Source organism: Streptomyces sp. NBC_01268, assembly GCF_036240795.1.
Classification (GTDB): Bacteria; Actinomycetota; Actinomycetes; order Streptomycetales; family Streptomycetaceae; genus Streptomyces.
The window spans coordinates 6,368,454-6,386,811 of record NZ_CP108454.1 but is presented as its reverse complement, the minus strand read 5'-3'; the positions used below and the strand labels follow the sequence as shown (position 1 = coordinate 6,386,811).

Below are 18,358 nucleotides of genomic sequence, written 5' to 3'. Positions count from 1 at the left end.
GTGGGTCAGAAGTCCCCGTTCCAGGTGCCTCTCGTGCCGGTGCCGTCGGTGTCGAGCGCGGGACCGGGCTGCCAGGTCGTGTCGTCCCCGCCCGCTCCCCCGTCGCCCGCGCCCGTGCCGGACCCGCCGCCGGCGCGCGTACGGGTGCCCGTACGGGTGCCGGACCGGGCCCCCGGGAATCCGGGGATGCGGGTGCGGGCGGTGCGCGGGGTGCGGGCGGTGCGGTCCGGGGGGCGCGCGCCCTGCACGACGAGTTCGCAGTCGTCGACGGCGAACGCCTCCCCTGCCCGTACGGGCTCCTCGCGGCCCCGGTTCAGGCGCAGCAGCAGCTCGCCCGCGCCGTTCCTGCGCAGCCGGTGGGCGCCGCCGCCGCGGGCCCGGCGCAGGGTGGGCGCGGCGCCCCGCACCTCGTCGACGGTGAAGTGGAACTCCCCGCCCACGCTCTGTCCGGCGCGGATGGTGAGCGTGTCCAGGGTCCTTCCGTCCCTGCGGAGTTCGAGCCGGGTCCCGGCGAGGGCGCGGCGGCGGCGCCGGGCCGCGAGCCGGACGGCGGCGAAGGCGCCGAGCAGCGCGAGCACGGCCGCGCCGCCGGCCACGTACGACCAGTACGTCTCCCACCAGGTGGGCCACGGGGCGACCGACACGTCGAGGAAGGCGGTGTCGAGGGGGCGGTCGGGGTCGGCGGTGTCCACGACGGCGACCTGGCCGCCGAGTTCGCCGAGCGGCGTGCCCTCGCCGACGGTGACGGTGAACGCCACGCTCGTCTGCTTGCCCGGCGGGGCGACGACCGTGGCCGGGGAGATGCCGAGCTGCGCGGCGCCCGGCGTGCCGCCGGCCCCGTCGCCGGTCGTCGCGGACGCGTCGGGCCCCGCCGTGCCGGCTCCGGAGCCGTCGGACCCGGTGCCGTCGGTGAGGCTGAGGCGCAGGGTGCGCGGGGCGGTGCCGTTGTTGGTGACGGAGAGCGTGCCGTGGACCGTGCCGCCCGGGTGCACGGTGACCCGGTCCACGGAGAGCCCGGCGGTGATCTCGGGCGTGCCGACCGTCGTCGTGGTGTACAGCGGGCGCTCGTCGGAGGTGACGCCCGGCGCGGACATCCGGGCGATCAGCCTCAGTTTCCCGGCGGCGCCGGCCGGGACGGTGAGCGTGCCCGTGAACCGGACGTCCCCCGCCCGGCGGTCCGGGGCCCGCCCGTCGTCCGCGAGCCGTGCGCTGACCGGGGAGAAGCCGTCGCCGCTCAGTTCGACGGTGACGCCGATGCCCTCCAGCTGCCCGGGGTCGGTGATGACGACCCCCCGCCGGGTCTGCATCCGCACCTCCACCACGGCCTGCTGGCCCGCCCGCGGCGCGGCCGGGTCGAGGGTGAGGACCGAACGCAGCCGGCCCTGCCAGATGGCCCGGACGGCGACCTCCTGGCCGTCGTGGCCCTCGGGCGCCTCGACGCGGATGCGCCAGCGGCCGGGCAGCGGGTTCTTCACGCGCAGCGCCTCGACGGGCCCGTCCTCGCCGCTGACCTCGAAGGCCGAGTCCTCGAACGTGCCGTGCGTGGGCACCTTGCGGCCGTTCGGGTCGTAGTAGGTGACGCGCACCTTCGGGTCGTGCTTGCTGACGGTGAGGGAACCGTCGGTGGCGATGGGCGGGATGGTGACGTACAGGTCGGCGGGCGGCTTGCCGACGGTGCCGTGCGAGACGCGGGCGCAGCGGGCGCCGGCGAAGGCCTCCTGGAGCGCCTTGTCGATCTCGGCGGAGGTGGCGGCCACCCGCATCCGGGGCGTGGCACCGGGCACGTCGGAGCAGGCGCCGCGGTAGCCGCCCTCGGCCATCGCGGTGAGCGCCGCCTTGTCGATGCCGCTGCCGAAGCCGAGCGGCCAGATCTGTACCCCGGCGGCGCGGGCGCGGGCCAGCTCCTCGTCGAGCCGCTTGGCCCCGTTGGCCTGGCGGCTGGCGGGGTCGGTGCCGTACTCGGGGCTGTCGCCGACGTCCAGCTTCCCGTCGGTGAGCAGGAAGACCACCTTGGGCGTGGTCTTCCCGGCGGTCCCGCTCCCGGCGGCCTCGGTGAGCCGGGAGACGGCCTGGCGGATCGCCGCGGGGAAGTCGGTGCCAGGGCCCATCAGGGCGCTGTCGCGGCGGGAGAGGCCCTGGACGCAGTCGCTGAGCTTCCGGCGGCCGGCCTCGTCGACGGTGATGAGCGGGCACACCTCCCGTACCGGCGACTGTCCGGCCTTCTCCGAGCTGCCGAAGCCGATCACCGTGGCGCGGGACCGGTCGGATATCTCGCCCTGGCCGAGCAGTGCGGCGGCCTCCGTCTCGCGCACGAGGTCCTTGTCGGCGAGGCTGGCCGACTGGTCGACGACGACGGCGAAGTCGATCGGGTCGGGCCCGTCGGACGCCTGGGACGCCGCCGTCGAGGGCGCGCCCGCGGCCGGCACCGCGACGGCGGGGCCGCCGAACGGGCCGGACAGGGCGAGCAGCGCCCCGGCGAGGAACAGGGCGCTCCTCGGGTGTCTCCACTGCATGGTCAACTCACCACAGTTCGCTGAGGAGGGCCAGGAGGGCGCCGAGCACGAGGGACGCGACGCCGAGCCTGAGCCATCGGTACTTGGCGGCGAGGACCACCCCGTGGACGCTCGCCTGTTCCAGGAGCCAGCCGGTGGCGTCCGTGGCGGAGCCCTCCAGCCGGCTCCGCAGGGCGCCGGCGGTGGTGCCGGCCGTGAGTTCGCGCAGCAGGGTCCGCTCGGCGCCGAACCGCGTGCGCGGCAGGACGACGGAGACCAGCATCAGGACGCCCGCGGTCCACAGCAGTCCGGCCGTGACCAGGAGGGCCAGGGGGCCGCCGGCCGGCAGCGGGCCGCGGTCGCGCGAGAAGACGACCGCGAGGAAGGCGAGGGCTCCGGAGAGCAGGATGGCCGCCTTGGTGTCGGCCCGGCCGATGTCCTCGCGGACGGTGGTCAGGAGCTGCTCGGCCATGCCGCGCAGCTCGGCGGGGGCGGGGCCGGAGCCGGGTGCGGGACCGGGGTCCGCGCCGGTCCCGGGTTCGGCCCCCGTGGCCCCCGCGGCCCCGACGGTGGTCATTCGTCGTCCCAGTCGTCGAAGTCGGCGCTCGGGGGTGAGGAGGGAGGAGCGGAGGGCGCACGGGGAGCGGGGCGGTCCGTGCCGTAACCGGCGTGACCGTCACGCCCGTCGTACCTCCCGTCGCCGTCGTCACCGCCGTCGCCGTCGTCACGGCCGCCTCGGCCGTCCCGGCGCCTGCGGTCCCCGTCGCCACCCCGCTCCCGCTCCCGTTCCCGTTCCCGCTCGAACGAGGCCTGGACGCGGGTCGGTTCGTAGACGCGCGGGTCCGGCGGGCTGTCCGGCGTGTCCTCGTCGTCCCAGTTGGGCGCGGTCGGCTCCGGGCTCGCCGCCCGCTCCAGGGCACGGCGGTCGGGGGCGGTGGTGGACTCGAGGACCCGGTCGGCGACGCCGCCGAGGATCGTGCCCGTGCTGCTGCGCAGGTGCTGGAGGATCTGGTACGCCTGTTCGTCGACCTCGTGGCGTTCGAGCACACCGGAGTCGAGGAGCCGGTTGAAGACGGCGAGGAGGTCGGCCTGGCCCTCGCGCTTCTCCCGCTGGAGCTGGGTGCGGATCTCCCACTCGTGGTCGGGGTTCTTGGCCATGTGGTGGGCGATCTGCGCGAGGTCGCCGCGCCGGAACATGGCCTCCAGGTCCGCGGCCCGCGCCATGATCTTCTTCCGCTCCCACTCCTCCCGGCGCAGCTCGGCCTCGGCCTCGCGGGCGTCGGCCCGGACGGTCACCTCGACCTTGTCGGCACGGGCGACCTCCTTGCGGACCTGCTCGTCCAGGTCGAAGAAGACGTACACCTGGGTGCGCAGGCCGATCTCCCGGCCGAGGACGAGCCGGCCGGTGCTCAGCTCGTCGCGGACGGCCTCGTCGGCCCGCTGGGCCTCGGTGAGCCGGAAGCGGCGGGAGAGCGAGCGCAGTCCGTCGAGCAGGTCGTCGTGGAGCAGCTCCGCCACGTTCCACACCTGCTCCTTCACCACCCGGTACGGGTCCTCGACCGTCCACTTGACCCGCACCCGGACGTTGAACGAGGCCCCGTCGCCGGCGGCCGGCAGCTTGAGGGAGAACTCCGTGACGTTCTGCCCGAGCTGGACCTCGAAGACGGTGTACGGGGCGCGCAGCAGCGGCTTGTCGTTGTCCTCCTGCCGGTCGGGCCAGACGATGCGGTGCCCGCCGTTGCGGTAGAGCAGGACGGCGGCGATGAGACCGCTGGTGCGGCGGTACGGGGGCGCGACCTCGCGGATCAGCGGCCCGAGCGGGCCCTTGGGAGCCTTGCCGGACGGGCGCCCCTGCCCGTTGCCGCCGCCCGCCCCGGCGCGCTGCCGGGCCTGGTGCGCTCCCTGGTTCGGCACTCCCCGGTTCGGCGCGCCCTGGTTCGACGCGCCCTGTTTCCAGCCGCCCTGCTGCTGCCCGCCGGGGCGCTGTGCGCCCTGGACTCCGCCCTGCTCGGGACCGCTCATCGCTTGGCTCCTTCCGCGACGGCGTCCCACATGCGGCGCGCCGCGCTCTTGTTCAGGGGTCGGTCCCGGTCCCGTACCAGCTCGTTGAGCAGGCCGCGGAGACGGTCGCGGTCGCGGCGCTCCACGGCGAGCAGCGGCAGCAGGCCGCAGACGAGGGCGAGGCCTGTCTCGTCCTTGGCCGCACGGCGCAGCAGGCCGCCGAGTCCGTCGAGCGCGGCCTCGCCGGCGCGGGCGGTGCCCAGGGTGCGGCGCAGCAGGGCACCGAGCGCGGGCCCGAGGTCGGGCCGGGTGGCGAGCAGGGCGACGAGGAGGGGGCGGCTCGCGTGCTCGTCGAGTGCGGGCACGTCGCGCAGGCCCCACAGGTGGGTCGTCCGGGTGGTCAGGGTCGTGATCAGGGTGATGTGCACGAGGTTGGACAGGTTCAGCCGCCCGTCGGCGAGCCAGCGTTCGAGCCGGCGCAGCACCGGTTCGGGGTCGCCCGAGGCGAGCAGCCGCGCGACGCTGAAGGTGGCCGGGCCGAGGATCTCGACGGCGTCGGCGTCGTGGGACCTGACCACCCGGCCGATGGCGTCGAGCGAGCCCGAAACGCCCCCGGCGGCCAGCACGTAGCCGTGGGTGAGCAGCGCGGTCTCCACGAGCGCGGGATCGTCGGCGCCCGCCCAGTCCTTGACGGTCGCCGCGACCGCGGGCCGGACGCGCGGGTCGCGGGCGGCCTCGGCGAGCGCGGTGGCGGCGGCCATCCGCGCGACGGGTTCGTCCCGCACCGCGAGGGGCGCGACGAGCTCGCCGTAGCCGTGGATCCAGTCCCAGGAGCAGAGCACCCCGGCGGCTATGGAGGCCCGGACCCACACCTCGGGCCGGGGGTCGTCGCACAGCGCGCGCAGCCAGCGGGCGACCGGTCCGCGGACGTTGTGGTAGCCGTGCCAGACCTCGGCGAGGACCGCGGTGGCGAGCGCGCCGCCCTGGAAGCGCACCGCCCGCGCGGGCACCTTCGCCGGGCCGAGGTCGAGCTCGACGTCCTCCAGGACGGAACGGGCGAGGACCGGGCGGTGTTCGGCGTGGGTGCCGAACAGGCGTCGTCCGGAGGGGTGTTCGGGGTCGAGGGTGACGGCGAGCTCCCAGGAGAGGAGTTCGGCGGCTTCGGCGGCGATGCTGTAGGCGGAGCCGTTGAAGACGGCCACGGCGATCCGGAACGCGGTGGCGTTCAGGACGGGCAGCGCCTCGGGGACGGTGCCGGGCAGGTCGGCGCCCGCGAACCACTCGCGCGCCTGCGCCCGTACGAACGCGGCGCAGTCCTGAAGGAGTTGCTCGTCGGTCAGCTCCTCGCGCTGGCGGCGGGCGAGGTGGTCGGCGAGCCGGGCGGCCTCGCGCGGGCGGAGCTCCTCCAGGCCCAGCGCGTCGACCACGTCCTCGCGGTCCGCGAGGGCCCGGGCGGCGGCGGTGGCCTCCTCGGGCTCGCCGCGCAGCAGCAGCCGCAGGTGCCGGTGGAGCACCTCGTCGGAGGGCGGCGGGGCGCAGAACATGCCGTACCGTCCGCGCAGCAGCCGGTCGGCGAGGTCGCCGCTGCCGACGACCAGCACGCCGTAGCCGTCGACGCCGCCCAGCAGGTCGGCGAGCCGGTCGAGGTGCAGTTCGGCGAGGCGCCCGGCGGGCTTCGGGGTCTGCTCGGCGCCGGCGCCGCCGGAGCGGCGGGGTTCGCGCTCGGCCCGCTCGTCCTCGGCGAGGAGCTCGATGAGGTGGCCGGCGCCCGGCTGGAGGTTCTCGGAGCGGATCTCGTCGACGCCGTGCCGGGGGTCGAGCCGGAAGACCTGTCCCTTGGCGACCTCGGAGAGCAGCGCGAGCGCGGTGGCCTTGCGCCCGCTGCCCGGCTCCCCGCACAGGACCAGGACGCGGTTGCCGCGCAGCCGGTCCTTCATGCGCTGGTATCCGGCGGTCTCGCAGTACACGTCGTCGAGGTGGTCGAGGGTGTCGCGCGGGACGGCGCCCTGGACGAAGTGGCCGCGGCCGCTGAACCAGAAGTTGTACAGGTCCCCTTCGTGGATCGTGGCGTCCCGGCCGACGGTGGTGTGGCGGTCCCCCGCCTCCCGGACGAGGGTGGCCCGTGCCGCGCGCGCGGTGCCCGCGCCGCCGGTGCCGGCCCCGCCGAGGTAGCCGCGGCCGGCGTTCTCGAAGGGGTTGACCGGGGACGGCGCGTCCGGGCCGTCGGCGCCCTTGTCCGCCTCCTTGTCACCGCCCTTGTCGCCCCCTTTGTCGGACCCGCGGTCGCCGCGGTCGCCCTTGTCGTCCCTGCCGTCGTGGCCGGAGGCGCCTGCCGGGGACTCGGCGCCGCCGTGGTCGAGGTCGTCGTCGCTCACGCCGGGTCCCCCTTGCTCCTGCTGCTCAGGTCTCGCTCGTCGCACGGGGCGCCGTCGCCGCTCTTGCCGCGGCCGCCGCCGACTCCCGCGGCACCCGTGGCGCCCGTGCCGCTCTCGTTGCGGATGCCGGTGAATCCGCCGTGGATCGTGGCGCCCTCGACGACCTGGATGTCCCGGCCGGCGTTGAACGTGCGGCTTCCCCCGCCCGTACGGCTCGTACGGGGCGGTGGGCCGTCCCCCCGCGACGGCCCACCGCCGGTCTGTGCGTCACCACGCGGCCCCGTCGGCGGCTCCGGGCGCCGCGGCACGTGGAACCAGGCGTCCTCGTCGGTCTCCTTGGAGACCACGGCGGCCCGCCGGTAGTGCGTCGGCTCCACGTATCGGCCGCCCTCGACGACCACGTTGCGGTAGAGCCAGTCGGAGACCACGATCAGCAGGTCCACGTCCGGCGCGTCCGCCATGATCTGCTTGGCGCGGGCGCTGTCGCAGAGCCGGCAGGCGAGGTCCACGGCCCGGCCGACGAGTCCGCGCCCGTCGTCGAGGACCAGCCCCGCGTTCATGCCGACCCGCATCCGCAACGGCGCCCGGCGGCCCGTGTTGTGCTCGCGCAGGCTCTCGTAGAGGGTGTCGATCCAGCGGCCGACCACGAGGGTCGGCGGGACGTCCGGGCGCAGCGCGGCGAGGATGCCGTCGCCGCGGTCCTCCTGGTGGACGGTGCCGGGCTCGATGCCGACGGAGGCGTAGGCCTCGCCGAACGCCTCGTACATGGCGGCTCTCGTCAGCCGCTTCTCGTCCATGCCGAGGCGTCCGGAGCCGACGACGTCCCCGAAGACGACGAGCCGGTGGATGGCTCCCGCGCTCGCTCCCGTACTGCTCACTCGGACTCCTCATGACGTGGTTCCGCGGTGGTGAGTGGTGGTGACGTGACCAGCCTGGCGGCCGACGCGCGTGGGCGATGTAGCCGTTTACACAGCCGGGGGTGGTTTGTCGGACGATTCCGCGCCGGGGCGTGTGCGCCCTTGCGCGAGGAGGACGAGCACGGGCATGTCGACGACGACGACCGTGCGGTTCGCGGTGCGGACGACCCCCTGTTCGCGCAGCAGCCGCAGCGCCTTGGCGACGGCTTCCCGGGTGGCGCCGATGGCCGCCGCCAGGTCGTGCTGGGGCAGCGGGAGTTCGAGGACGGTGCCCGCGTCGGCCCGGCGGCCGGCCCGCTCGGCCAGTTCGACGAGGCGGGCGGCCAGTCGCTGGAGGACGGTCTCGGAGGCGAGCGAGCGGCGCTCGACGTCGGCGCTGCGCAGCCGGGTGGCGAGCTGCCGCATGATCAGCGAGGTGGCGTGCGGCCGGGCGGCGAGGAAGCGCCGGAACCGGTCGCCGGAGATCGCGACGGCCTCGATCCTGCTCAGCGCGGTGACGGTGGCGGAGCGCGGCCCGCGGTCGACGGCGGCGAGGTCGCCGACGACCTCGCCCGCGCCGCGCAGCGCGAGGATGAGCCGGGCGCCGCGCTCGGTGCCGACGGAGACGACCGCCCAGCCGGAGAGCAGGGCGAGGACGTACGCGGAGGTGTCCCGCTCGCGGATCATGATCTCGCCCGGCTGGTAGCCGCGCGGCGCCCCCTCGGCGAGCAGGTCACGGCGGTCGGACGCGGGGAGCGCATGGAGGAAGGAGCGGTCCTGGCCGAAAAGACTCAACGCTCGCTCACACCCCCGCACGACTTGCGCTCTCGCGTGCTTGTTCCCCACAACAAGAAACAACCCGAGTCACACTGCTGACGCTGCGTCACGTCGTGGGGTGAAGAACGCTAGAGGGTGGCCAAGAATCGCGTCAACGCGGGCGGGGGCGAACACGAGGGGCGCAAGGGAGCGCCGTTTTCGACACCCTTGCGCCCCCTGTCACCACCGGCCCGCGCGCGGGCCGCGACGGGCCCGTCGTACGGCGGGCGACGAGGTCACGGGCGCGTGTACGGCGGGGTCACCCCCGCGTGAACGGCCCGCCCGGCCCCGGGCGGACGACGCACCTCCACTCGTACACATGGCCGATGGACGGTCGCACGTACGCGTGCACTGTCGGCCACATGTGCGACGCCGCTCTCCGCCGCGAGCGGCGGCCGGAGCGCCCCGGCCCGAAGGGAGGACGCGTCACCCGCGTCCCCTCCGCACCACGGCCCCCGGCGCCCCGCACGTCACAGCCGCGGGTCGACCGGCTCCGACTCCAGGGCGAGGACGGCGAAGACGGCCTCGTGGACCCGCCACAGCGGCTCCCCGTCCGCCAGCCGGTCCAGGGCCTCCAGGCCCAGCGCGTACTCGCGCAGGGCGAGGGAGCGCTTGTGGCCGAGGAAGCGGTCCCGCAGCCGCGCCAGGTTCTCCGGGCGGGTGTACTCGGGGCCGTAGACGATCCGCAGGTACTCCCGGCCGCGCACCTTCACGCCCGGCTGGGCGAGCCGCCCGTCGGCACCCCGGACCAGCGCGGCGAGCGGCTTGACGACCATGCCCTCGCCGCCGGCGCCGGTCAGTGCGAGCCACCAGTCGATACCGGCCCGTACGGACGCCCCGTCCGCCGGGTCGACCACGAGGCGCCGGGTGACCTGGAGCAGCCCTGTCGGATCGTGCTCCACCAGGCGGTCCAGCCAGGCCAGCTGCTCGTCGTGCGGGACCCCGGCCAGCGAGCGCCCGCGGACGGCGAGCAACTGGAACGGCGCGAACCGCACCCCCTCCAGCCCCTCGGTCGGCCAGCAGTAGCGCCGGTACGCCTCGGTGAAGGCCGCCGCGTCCGCCGCCCGCCCGCGCTGCTTGTCGAGCAGCCCGTCGAGCCCGGACACCCCGCGCGCGACCGCCTGTTCGAGCGCCCCCACCGCTCCCGGGAAGACCGCCCGGGAGGCGGCGCCGACCGCCGCGTACTGGGCGCGCAGCAGCCCCGTCGACTTCAGCGACCACGGCATCAGCTCGCCGTCGAGGAGCAGCCAGTCCGTGTCGAGCTCCTCCCAGAGCCCGGCCGCGCCGATCGCCGCCCGCAGCCGCGCCAGGACGGTCTCGGTCGTCTCCTGGTCGTCGAAGAACGGGCGCCCGGTACGGGTGTGCAGGGCGCCGGTCGGCCCGTCGACGCCGAACCGCTCCCGGGCCGCGTCCGCGTCGCGGCAGACCAGGGCGACGGCCCGCGAACCCATGTGCTTCTCCTCGCACACGACCTTCCCGACCCCGTCGGCCGCGTACTGCGCGAACGCCTCGGCCGGGTGCTCCAGATAGCCGTCCGCCTTGGAGGTGGCGGTCGGCGCCATCGTCGGCGGCAGGTAGGCGAGCAGCCGCGGGTCGACCGCGAACCGGCTCATCACCTCCAGCGCGGCGGCCGCGTTCTCCTCGCGGACCGCGACGTTGCCCATCTGCCGGGTCTCGACGATCCGGCGCCCGTGCACATCGGCCAGGTCGAGCGGCCGCCCCTGGTGCCCGCCGGGCGCCTCGGTCGCGAGCGGCCGGGCCGGCTCGTACCAGACCCGCTCGGCGGGTACGTCGACGAGCTCGCGCTCGGGCCAGCGCAGCGCGGTCATCCGCCCGCCGAAGACGGCCCCGGTGTCGAGGCAGATGGTGTTGTTGATCCACGAGGTGTTCGGCACGGGCGTGTGCCCGTAGACGACGGTCGCCCGGCCCCGGTACTCCTCCGCCCACGGGTAGCGCACCGGCAGCCCGAACTCGTCGGTCTCGCCCGTGGTGTCCCCGTACAAGGCGTGCGAGCGGACCCGGCCCGAGGTGCGGCCGTGGTACTTCTCCGGGAGGCCCGCGTGGCAGACCACGAGCCGCCCCCCGTCGAGGACGTAGTGGCTGACGAGCCCGTCGATGAACGCCGACACCCGGGCGCGGAACTCCTCCGGCTCGCGCTCCAGCTGCTCGATCGTCTCCGCGAGGCCGTGCGTCCGCTGCACCTTCCGGCCGCGCAGCCAGCGCCCCAGCTTGTTCTCGTGGTTGCCCGGCACGCACAGCGCGTCCCCGGCGGCCACCATGCCCATGACCCGGCGCAGTACGCCCGGGCTGTCCGGACCGCGGTCGACGAGGTCGCCGACGAAGACGGCGGTGCGGCCGTCGGGGTGGTGCCCGTCCACGTAGCCCAGCTTGCCGAGCAGGGCCTCCAGCTCGGAGCGGCAGCCGTGGACGTCGCCGATGACGTCGAAGGGCCCGGTGAGGTGCCGCAGGTCGTTGAACCGCTTCTCCAGGACGATCTCGGCCTCCTCCACCTCCTCCACGCCGCGCAGCACGTGCACCTTGCGGAAGCCCTCGCGCTCCAGTCCGCGCAGCGAACGGTGGAGCTCGCGGCGGTGCCGCTGGATGACGTGACGCGGCAGTCCGGCCCGGTCGGGGCGGGCCGCGTTCCGCTCGGCGCACACCGCCTCGGGCAGGTCGAGGACGATCGCGATGGGCAGCACGTCGTGCGCGCGGGCCAGGTCGACGAGCTGACGCCGCGCCTCGCGCTGCACGCTGGTGGCGTCGACGACGGTCAGCCGGCCGGCCGCGAGCCGCTTGCCGGCGATGTGGTGGAGGACGTCGAAGGCGTCCTTGCTGGCGCTCTGGTCGTTCTCGTCGTCGGCGACGAGGCCGCGGCAGAAGTCGGAGGAGAGGATCTCGGTCGGCTTGAAGTGGCGCCGGGCGAACGTCGACTTGCCGGAACCGGTGGCACCGATCAGGACGACGAGGGACAGGTCGGTGACGGGAAGCGTGCGGGTCATGCGCTGACCTCCTTCGAGGTCTCGTCGGTACGGGTGAACACGGCCATCTGGGTGGGCGGGCCGACCTCGGGGTCGTCGGGTCCGACGGGGACGAAGCCGACCTCGTAGCCGTACGAGGCGGCGACGTCCGCCGCCCACGTCCGGAACTCCGCACGGGTCCATTCGAAGCGGTGGTCGCCGTGCCGGACGTGCCCGGCGGGCAGCGTCTCCCAGCGCACGTTGTACTCGACGTTCGGCGTCGTCACGAGCACCGTCCGGGGCCGCGCGGAGCCGAACACCGCGTACTCCAGTGCCGGCAGCCTCGGCAGGTCCAGGTGCTCGATGACCTCGCTGAGGACGGCCGCGTCGTAGCCGGTCAGCCGCTTGTCGGTGTACGTGAGCGAGCCCTGGAGGAGGGTCACCCGGCCGGCCTGCCGCTCGCCCATCCGCTCCAGACGGAGCCTGCGGGCGGCGACGGACAGCGCGCGGGCCGACACGTCCACGCCGACGACGTCGGTGAAGCGCACGTCCTTGAGCAGCTCTTGGACCAACTGGCCCTGGCCGCACCCGAGATCGAGCACCCGCGCCGCGTCGGCGGCGCGCAGCGCGCCGAGGATGGCCTCGCGGCGCTGCTCGGCGAGCGGCACGGGCCGCTCCTCTGTGTCGGTCGCCTCGTCGACGGCGTTGTCGACGTCCTCGACCGCAAGGCCGTCCGCCTCGGCGAGCCGCACCAGCTCCAGGCGCTCGGTCGCCTCCCGGGTCAGTCCCCAGCGGCGCGACAGGTAGCGGCTGGTGATGAGCTGCCGCTCCGGGTGGCCGGCGAGCCAGCCGTCACCGGCGCGCAGCAGCTTGTCCACCTCGTCCGGGGCGACCCAGTAGTGCTTGGCGTCGTCGAGCACCGGCAGCAGGACGTAGAGCTGGTTGAGGGCGTCGGCGAGCCTCAGCTCGCCCTCCAGGACGAGCCGTACGTAGCGCGAGTCGCCCCACTCGGGGAACTCCGGGTCCAGCACGACGGGCTCCGCCGTCACCGACGCCCAGCCCAGCGGGCCGAACAGGCGCGTGACGAGACCGGCGCCGCCGCGTGCCGGGAGCGCCGGAAGCTCGATCCGCAGCGGCATCGGGGCGGCGGCCCGCTCCGGCAGGGCCGCGCAGACGCCGTTCAGCGCGCTCTTGAAGACCTTGGCGAGCGCGACGGCGAGCAGCGAGGAGGCGGCGTAGGGCCGGTCGTTCACGTACTGGGCGAGCGCCGAGTCGGGCGCACCGCCCCGCCCCCTCCCCTTGCCCCGGCGCACCAGCGCCACGGGGTCGACCTCCGGCAGGAGCGCCGCCGTGCAGTGCTCCGCGCTCGCCTCGGGGTAGAGGACGTGCGCGGTGCCGTGCGCGGTCGAGAACGCCTGCGCCTTCTCGGGATGCTTGTGCAGCAGGAAGCCGAGATCGGTCGCGGGGCGGTCAGGGGTGCCGGTGGTGCTGATCGTCAGGAACACCTGTCCGAGTATGGCCACACGCCCCGCCACCGACCAGGCATTTTCCCGGCCCCGGCGCCCCCGCTACCCCAGCGTGGTGGCCAGCCCGGCGATCAGGTCCGGGCCGACCCGGCAGCAGCCGCCGATCAGGCGGGCGCCGTCCGCCCGCCAGCGGGCCGTGGCGTCCGGGGCGAAGGTGGCGCCGCCCCGCCAGTCGCGGGCACCGGCGTCCCACTCCTCGCCGCTGTTGGGGTAGACGACGACGGGCTTGCCGGTCACCTCGGCGGCGAGCGCCACGGCGGGTCCGGCGTCGCGCGGGTCGCAGCAGTTGACGCCGACCGCGACGACCTGGTCGATCCCGGCGAGGAGTCCGAAGGCGTCCGCGAGCGGCTGACCGGCGCGGGTACGGGTCCCGTCGATCGTGTACGTGAGCCAGACCGGCACCCCGCACGCCTCGACCGCCCGCAGCAGCCCCTCCGCCTCGTCCGCGTCCGGCACCGTCTCCAGCGCCAGCACGTCCGGCCCGGCCTCGGCGAGGGCCTCGACCCTCGGCCGGTGGAAGCGGGCGAGCTCGTCGACCGAGAGCCCGTACCGGCCGCGGTACTCGCTGCCGTCCGCGAGCATCGCCCCGTACGGGCCGACGGACGCCGCGACCCACACCTCCCGGTCCACGGCCTCGCCCGCGGCCCGGGCCAGCTCCACGCTCCGCGCGAGGAGCCGTGCCGCCTCGTCCCGGCCGGTCCCGCGCCGGGCGAAGCCCTCGAAGGTCGCCTGGTAGCTGGAGGTGATCAGCACCTGGGCGCCCGCGCGGACGTACGCCGCGTGCGCGGCCTCGATCTGCTCGGGCCCGTCGGCGAGCAGGCGGGCGGACCAGAGCGCGTCGGACAGGTCGCACCCCTGCGCCTGGAGCTGGTTGGACAGCCCGCCGTCGAGCACGAGCACCTGCTCGGCGAGGGCGGCGGCGAGCGGACGGACGGGTTTCATCGGGTCACCCCAGCTGCGTCTGGACCTGTGCGGAGATCAGCTCCAGGTGGTCCAGATCGTTCAGGTCGAGGACCTGGAGGTAGATCCGGGTGGAGCCCAGTGCACCGTACCTGCCGATCTTGTCGACGACCTCGGCGGGCGAACCCGCCAGACCGTTGGCCTTGAGCTCGGCGACCTCCCGGCCGATGGCGGCGGCCCGCCGGGCGACCTCGGCGTCGTCCCTGCCGACACAGACCACGAGCGCGTTGGAGTACACCAGCGCGTCCGCCGGCCGCCCGGCCTCCGCCACCGCGTCCCGCACCCGCCCGAACTGCCGACCCGTCTCCTCCGGCGACGCGAAGGGGATGTTGAACTCGTCGGCGAAGCGCGCCGCGAGACGCGGGGTGCGCCGCGCCCCGTGCCCGCCGACGAGGACGGGGATCCGCGGCTGGGCCGGCTTGGGCAGCGCGGGCGAGTCGTCGAGCCGGTAGTGCTCCCCCTTGTACGAGAAGGTCTTGCCGGGTTCGGTGCCCCAGAGTCCGGTGACGATCTCCAGCTGCTCCTCCAGGCGCCCGAACCTCTCCCTCGGGAAGGGAATGCCGTACGCCCGGTGCTCCTCCTCGAACCAGCCGGCGCCCAGGCCGAGTTCGACGCGCCCGCCGGACATCCGGTCGACCTGGGCGACCTGGACGGCGAGCACGCCGGGGAGCCGGAAGGTCGCTGCGGTCATCAGGGTGCCGAGGCGGATGCGGCTCGTCTCCCGGGCGAGCCCGGCGAGGGTGATCCACGCGTCCGTCGGGCCGGGCAGCCCGTCGCCCGAGCCCATGCGGACGTAGTGATCGGAGCGGAAGAACGCGTTGAAATCGAGCTCCTCGGTGGCCTTGGCGACCTTGAGCAGGGTGTCGTAGTCGGCCCCTTGCTGGGGCTCCGTGAAGATGCGGAGATCCATACCTCCATCCTGCACCGTGGGGGTGCGTCAACCTCTTCGTCAGCGGACGATCATCACCGGCTCGGTCGGGTGAATATCCGCCCCCTGGGCGGGCGGCGTCCGGCCGGGCCAGTGACCGGCGCCCGGGACCCGTCGTTGGCTCGGGCGGAGCCGGACCGCCCGGCCCGCGCGCCGGCGGCCGCCGCCGGTGCGTCGCACCCCTTCGTGGCCCTTCCCGCAGCGGAGGGGCCTGGCCAGGAGGCCACCATGTCCCAGGAAGCCGCGCCGGAGCACCCCGTACTGCAGGCGTCTCCCCTGTCGCCGGGGCGGCAGGCCGCACCACCCGTGCCGACCGTGCCCGAGCAGCCGGGCGGCGGCGCCCCGAAGGGCCTGTTGCAGCAGATGGAGGAGCTGATGGAGGCACTGACCGCCGACCTGTCGCGGCTGGACGCCGACATCCAGTCCTCCGCGGACCGCCAGGCGCACGGCGCCGCCCTGCCCGACGCGACCGGCTGACCCGAACGGCCGACCCCGCCGGCCGGGCTCGGGCAGCCCACCTCGGGCAGCTGACCACAACGGCCGACCCCGGGCGACCTGGATCCCCCGGGCGACACCCACCGGTCCGTCGCCCGCCCCCTTCGCGACCGGAGCGTCCCTCAGCGCGGGCCCGGTCTCGGAGCGGCCCTCCCTCGTGCCGGGTCGGGCGGCCGGCCGCGTTCGCGCAAGGTGAGACGGCGCAGCATGCCGCGCACCCGGTCGCCCGCCTCGTCGGCTGCGTCGATCGCCTCGATGCACTGCCAGTACAGCCCCTCCTCGTCCGTGGCGCACGCCACCCCGACCAGGGCGATGCCCACCTCGCCGAGGAGTGCGCCGAGCGCGGTCAACGCGGCCCGCTCGTCCGCCACTTCGGTGAGCTGCGCAGCCCTCGGAACCCCGCCGCGCAGCGAGGGATGGTCCGTCGGCCCCCGCCCGCCGCCGATCTCGCTCAGTCCCCGCGCCTCGCTCCGCAGCTCCATCGGTCCGCAGAGCACGAGACGACTCCCTATCGCCTGGGCGAGGACCTGGGCCTGCCAGGCCTCCACCACGATGTCCAGCGCCGTGCGGCTCTCGGCCAGCGCATGCCGACCGGTCGCGATGAGTCGCTCCGCTTCCATCAACGCCGCCCCCGTTCTTATGACTTACTGCCCACTCATTCATTACCCAGCGTGAGGCCGCCTGAGCCCAAACACCAGGGGAATTCGGAAATCTGTGGACAGGAGGCTCGACGGGGAAAACTCGATCACTCCGAAGAGTGACGATGAGTGTCGTTCTCGCCCGGGACCGGGAAGCGGAGCTCGTTCCGGTCGATCTTCGCGGCGAGCGCGGCGAGCGGATCGATCCCCAGCACGGTGCAGAACTGGAACAGATAGGCGAGGACGTCCGCGACCTCGTCGCCGACCCGGTGCGCGGTGTCCGGGTCGTCCATCACCCGCTCCGCCTGCTCGGGCGTCAGCCACTGGAAGATCTCCAGGAGTTCGGACGCCTCGACGCTCAGCGCCGCCGCGAGGTTCTTCGGGGTGTGGTACGGCTGCCACTTCCGGGCGGCCGCGAAGTCGGCGAGGCGGCGCTGCAGGCCGGCTACATCAGGATCGGTCACGCCCCAGGTCTACCACCGTCACCCCGGGCGCCCACCCGGCGCCCGGCTCGCCGAGCCGGCCCTCCCCCAGCGTCCCGACCAGCCGCATGTGCCCGTTCGCGCAGATCGTGGCGGCCAGCGCGAGCAGTTCGCGCAGCTGCCGCGCGTCGAGGCCTCGGTCGAGTCCGTCGGCGAGGACGGTGAGCGTCCGCATCGCCTCGGGGACCTCGGCGAGGGGGTCCACCGCGAGCACACCGGGGCCGGTGAGCAGGACGAGCGCGAGGGCGAGGTAGCGCAGCTCGCCCTCGCCGAGCCGGCCCAGCGGGGTCGCGAGCCTCGCGCCCCGTTCCAGTACGGCCTGCACCATGCCCTCCTCCGGTTCCCGCAGGCCGAGGGCCGTGACCGGGCCCGCGCAGCCGGCGCCCGCCATCGCCGCGAGCCGGGCGTGGCGGCGCGGGCACTCGTTGGCGGTGCGGTGCAGCACCTCGGCGAGGTTGCGGCAGTCGCGGCGCAGTCGCCCCTCGCCCACCGGGACGGGCGCCCGCATGCCCGCCGGCCGCGGGTCGCACGCGAAGACCGAGCGCAGCCCGACCACCACCTGTTCCGCGGCGGCCAGCACCTCCAGCTGCCCCTTGGTCTTGCCCGCGACGCGCAGCGGCAGCAGGGCGGTGCCGAGCAGGTCGTCGGGGAGCGGCGCCCGGGTGACGGGGGTGCTGCCGGCGGTGTGCCACTCCGCCTGCACCGTGTTGCGGCCCGGGTCGCGCAGGGCGGTGGTCAACAGGGTGCGGCCGCCCGAGGTGAGCCGCTCGCCCACGATCCGCAGCCGGGGTTCGGCCTGGACGGCGACGTCCAGGTGGACGGGGCCCGCCGGGCCGTCGACCGTGCACCCGATCCGGAACCCGCGCCGCCCCTGCGCGTCGGGCCGCGCCCGCTCGGGCACCAGGTCGGCCGCGTCGGGCAGCACCTCGCCGAGCCCGGCCCCCGCACCGAGCCGCGCCAGCGCCTCGTACGCGCGCAGCACGGTCGACTTCCCGCTGCCGCTCGGCCCCCGCAGCAGCGTCACGGGGCTGAGCGGGAGAACGGCCGCACGGTGCACCCCGAACGCGGAGAGCCGCAGCTCCGTGACGACGGGGCGGTGAAACGTCCGACTCGGCGACGGGCTGCCGCCTCCCGAGGCGATGGGGGCCGCTTCGGGGGCGAGGCCGTCCAGGCGGAGGGTGTCCGGGCGCAGGGCGTCCAGGCGGAGGGTGTCCGAAGCGAGGCCGTCCAGGACGAGATCACCCTGGATCACGCCCTCCGGGACACCACCGTCCGAGGCCGCAGCCCGGTGCGCCACTCCCGCGACGGGGCGCGAGCGGGCCCGCCCTTGGGCCGGGACCTGGGCCGGGACCTGGCCCCGCCCCTGGGCCGGGACCTGGGAGGCTGCGGCGACACCCTGGGGCGGGACGACACGGGACGCGGCGACACCCTGGGGCGGGACGACACGGGACGCGGCGACCCCCTGCGCGGGGGCGGATCCGCTCCCGCCGAGCTCGGGAGCGCCCCGGTCGTGGACGGAGTGGCTGCTGTCGCGCACGGACCCGACCCCGTCACGAACGGGCCGACTCCCGCCCTGGGCCGGCCGACCCCCCTCGTGAACGGGATGGCCCCCTTCGCGATCGGGGTGGCTCCCCCCGCGATCGGGGTGGCTCCCGCCCCGATGCAAGCGACCGGCCTCATCGGCGGGCCGGTCCTCGTCACGGACGAGGTCGTGCGGGCGTGCTGGCGTGCGGTCGGGGGCGGTGCCGCCGGTGGTGGTCATGATCGGACCGTACGCAGCCGTCCGCGTGAC

General features: G+C 75.2%; 14 protein-coding genes. 1 reads left to right on the top strand and 13 read right to left on the bottom strand.

Annotated elements, in window-relative coordinates; all coding sequences use genetic code 11:
• Positions 1 to 5: 5 nt before the first annotated feature.
• The 10 genes from OG309_RS28700 to OG309_RS28655 form a co-directional block, all read right to left on the bottom strand.
• On the bottom strand, positions 6 to 2,513 hold the full coding sequence (locus OG309_RS28700; protein WP_329425108.1) for a VWA domain-containing protein: 2,508 nt from the start codon (positions 2,511 to 2,513) through the stop codon (positions 6 to 8).
• A gap of 7 nt (positions 2,514 to 2,520) precedes the next feature.
• The gene (locus tag OG309_RS28695; RefSeq protein ID WP_329425106.1) at positions 2,521 to 3,069 is read right to left on the bottom strand and encodes a Pycsar system effector family protein; all 549 of its coding nucleotides are present in this window, start codon (positions 3,067 to 3,069) and stop codon (positions 2,521 to 2,523) included.
• The gene (locus tag OG309_RS28690) at positions 3,066 to 4,514 is read right to left on the bottom strand and encodes a hypothetical protein (protein WP_329425104.1); all 1,449 of its coding nucleotides are present in this window, start codon (positions 4,512 to 4,514) and stop codon (positions 3,066 to 3,068) included. Before OG309_RS28690 ends, OG309_RS28695 begins: the two co-directional genes overlap by 4 nt.
• Positions 4,511 to 6,868: a hypothetical protein gene (locus tag OG309_RS28685; RefSeq protein WP_329425103.1), complete on the bottom strand. Its 2,358-nt coding sequence runs from the start codon at positions 6,866 to 6,868 to the stop codon at positions 4,511 to 4,513. The genes OG309_RS28690 and OG309_RS28685 overlap by 4 nt, the downstream gene beginning before the upstream one ends.
• Positions 6,865 to 7,746 carry a hypothetical protein gene (locus OG309_RS28680; protein WP_329425101.1) on the bottom strand — a complete coding sequence of 294 codons (882 nt, stop codon included), beginning with the start codon at positions 7,744 to 7,746 and terminating at the stop codon, positions 6,865 to 6,867. The genes OG309_RS28685 and OG309_RS28680 overlap by 4 nt, the downstream gene beginning before the upstream one ends.
• An 87-nt stretch (positions 7,747 to 7,833) precedes the next feature.
• On the bottom strand, positions 7,834 to 8,559 hold the full coding sequence (locus OG309_RS28675) for a Crp/Fnr family transcriptional regulator (protein ID WP_329425099.1): 726 nt from the start codon (positions 8,557 to 8,559) through the stop codon (positions 7,834 to 7,836).
• Positions 8,560 to 9,050: 491 nt separating this feature from the next.
• Positions 9,051 to 11,579, bottom strand: coding sequence for a polynucleotide kinase-phosphatase (locus OG309_RS28670; protein ID WP_329425097.1), 2,529 nt, complete (start codon positions 11,577 to 11,579; stop codon positions 9,051 to 9,053).
• Positions 11,576 to 13,042 (bottom strand): 3' terminal RNA ribose 2'-O-methyltransferase Hen1, encoded by a 1,467-nt coding sequence (locus tag OG309_RS28665; RefSeq protein ID WP_329425096.1) that lies wholly within the window; start codon positions 13,040 to 13,042, stop codon positions 11,576 to 11,578. Before OG309_RS28665 ends, OG309_RS28670 begins: the two co-directional genes overlap by 4 nt.
• A gap of 63 nt (positions 13,043 to 13,105) precedes the next feature.
• Complete coding sequence (gene mmuM / locus OG309_RS28660; RefSeq protein ID WP_329425094.1) at positions 13,106 to 14,005, bottom strand: homocysteine S-methyltransferase; 900 nt, start codon at positions 14,003 to 14,005, stop codon at positions 13,106 to 13,108.
• Between the two features lie 4 nt (positions 14,006 to 14,009).
• Positions 14,010 to 14,933, bottom strand: a complete 924-nt coding sequence (locus tag OG309_RS28655) for an LLM class F420-dependent oxidoreductase (protein WP_329425092.1) — start codon at positions 14,931 to 14,933, stop codon at positions 14,010 to 14,012.
• A gap of 246 nt (positions 14,934 to 15,179) precedes the next feature.
• Here OG309_RS28655 and OG309_RS28650 point away from each other — a divergent pair, with 246 nt between their 5' ends.
• Complete coding sequence (locus tag OG309_RS28650) at positions 15,180 to 15,428, top strand: hypothetical protein (RefSeq protein ID WP_329428760.1); 249 nt, start codon at positions 15,180 to 15,182, stop codon at positions 15,426 to 15,428.
• A gap of 140 nt (positions 15,429 to 15,568) precedes the next feature.
• On the opposite strand, the gene OG309_RS28645 is transcribed toward OG309_RS28650, so the two are convergent.
• From OG309_RS28645 to OG309_RS28635, 3 genes are all read right to left on the bottom strand, one after another.
• Complete coding sequence (locus tag OG309_RS28645) at positions 15,569 to 16,066, bottom strand: DUF6099 family protein (RefSeq protein ID WP_329425089.1); 498 nt, start codon at positions 16,064 to 16,066, stop codon at positions 15,569 to 15,571.
• Positions 16,067 to 16,191: 125 nt separating this feature from the next.
• Positions 16,192 to 16,548, bottom strand: coding sequence for a nucleotide pyrophosphohydrolase (locus OG309_RS28640; RefSeq protein WP_329425088.1), 357 nt, complete (start codon positions 16,546 to 16,548; stop codon positions 16,192 to 16,194).
• Positions 16,535 to 18,103, bottom strand: a complete 1,569-nt coding sequence (locus OG309_RS28635) for an AAA family ATPase (RefSeq protein ID WP_443067599.1) — start codon at positions 18,101 to 18,103, stop codon at positions 16,535 to 16,537. The genes OG309_RS28640 and OG309_RS28635 overlap by 14 nt, the downstream gene beginning before the upstream one ends.
• Positions 18,104 to 18,358 lie beyond the last annotated feature (255 nt).

What these genes read in the sequence shown, in the direction of transcription:
- OG309_RS28700 (WP_329425108.1), bottom strand. Translation starts at nt 2,513, where the DNA reads ATGCAGTGGAGACACCCGAGGAGCGCCCTGTTCCTCGCCGGGGCGCTG.
- OG309_RS28695 (WP_329425106.1), bottom strand. Translation starts at nt 3,069, where the DNA reads ATGACCACCGTCGGGGCCGCGGGGGCCACGGGGGCCGAACCCGGGACC.
- OG309_RS28690 (WP_329425104.1), bottom strand. Translation starts at nt 4,514, where the DNA reads ATGAGCGGTCCCGAGCAGGGCGGAGTCCAGGGCGCACAGCGCCCCGGC.
- OG309_RS28670 (WP_329425097.1), bottom strand. Translation starts at nt 11,579, where the DNA reads ATGACCCGCACGCTTCCCGTCACCGACCTGTCCCTCGTCGTCCTGATC.
- mmuM (WP_329425094.1), bottom strand. Translation starts at nt 14,005, where the DNA reads ATGAAACCCGTCCGTCCGCTCGCCGCCGCCCTCGCCGAGCAGGTGCTC.
- OG309_RS28655 (WP_329425092.1), bottom strand. Translation starts at nt 14,933, where the DNA reads ATGGATCTCCGCATCTTCACGGAGCCCCAGCAAGGGGCCGACTACGAC.
- OG309_RS28650 (WP_329428760.1), top strand. Translation starts at nt 15,180, where the DNA reads ATGTCCCAGGAAGCCGCGCCGGAGCACCCCGTACTGCAGGCGTCTCCC.
- OG309_RS28645 (WP_329425089.1), bottom strand. Translation starts at nt 16,066, where the DNA reads ATGGAAGCGGAGCGACTCATCGCGACCGGTCGGCATGCGCTGGCCGAG.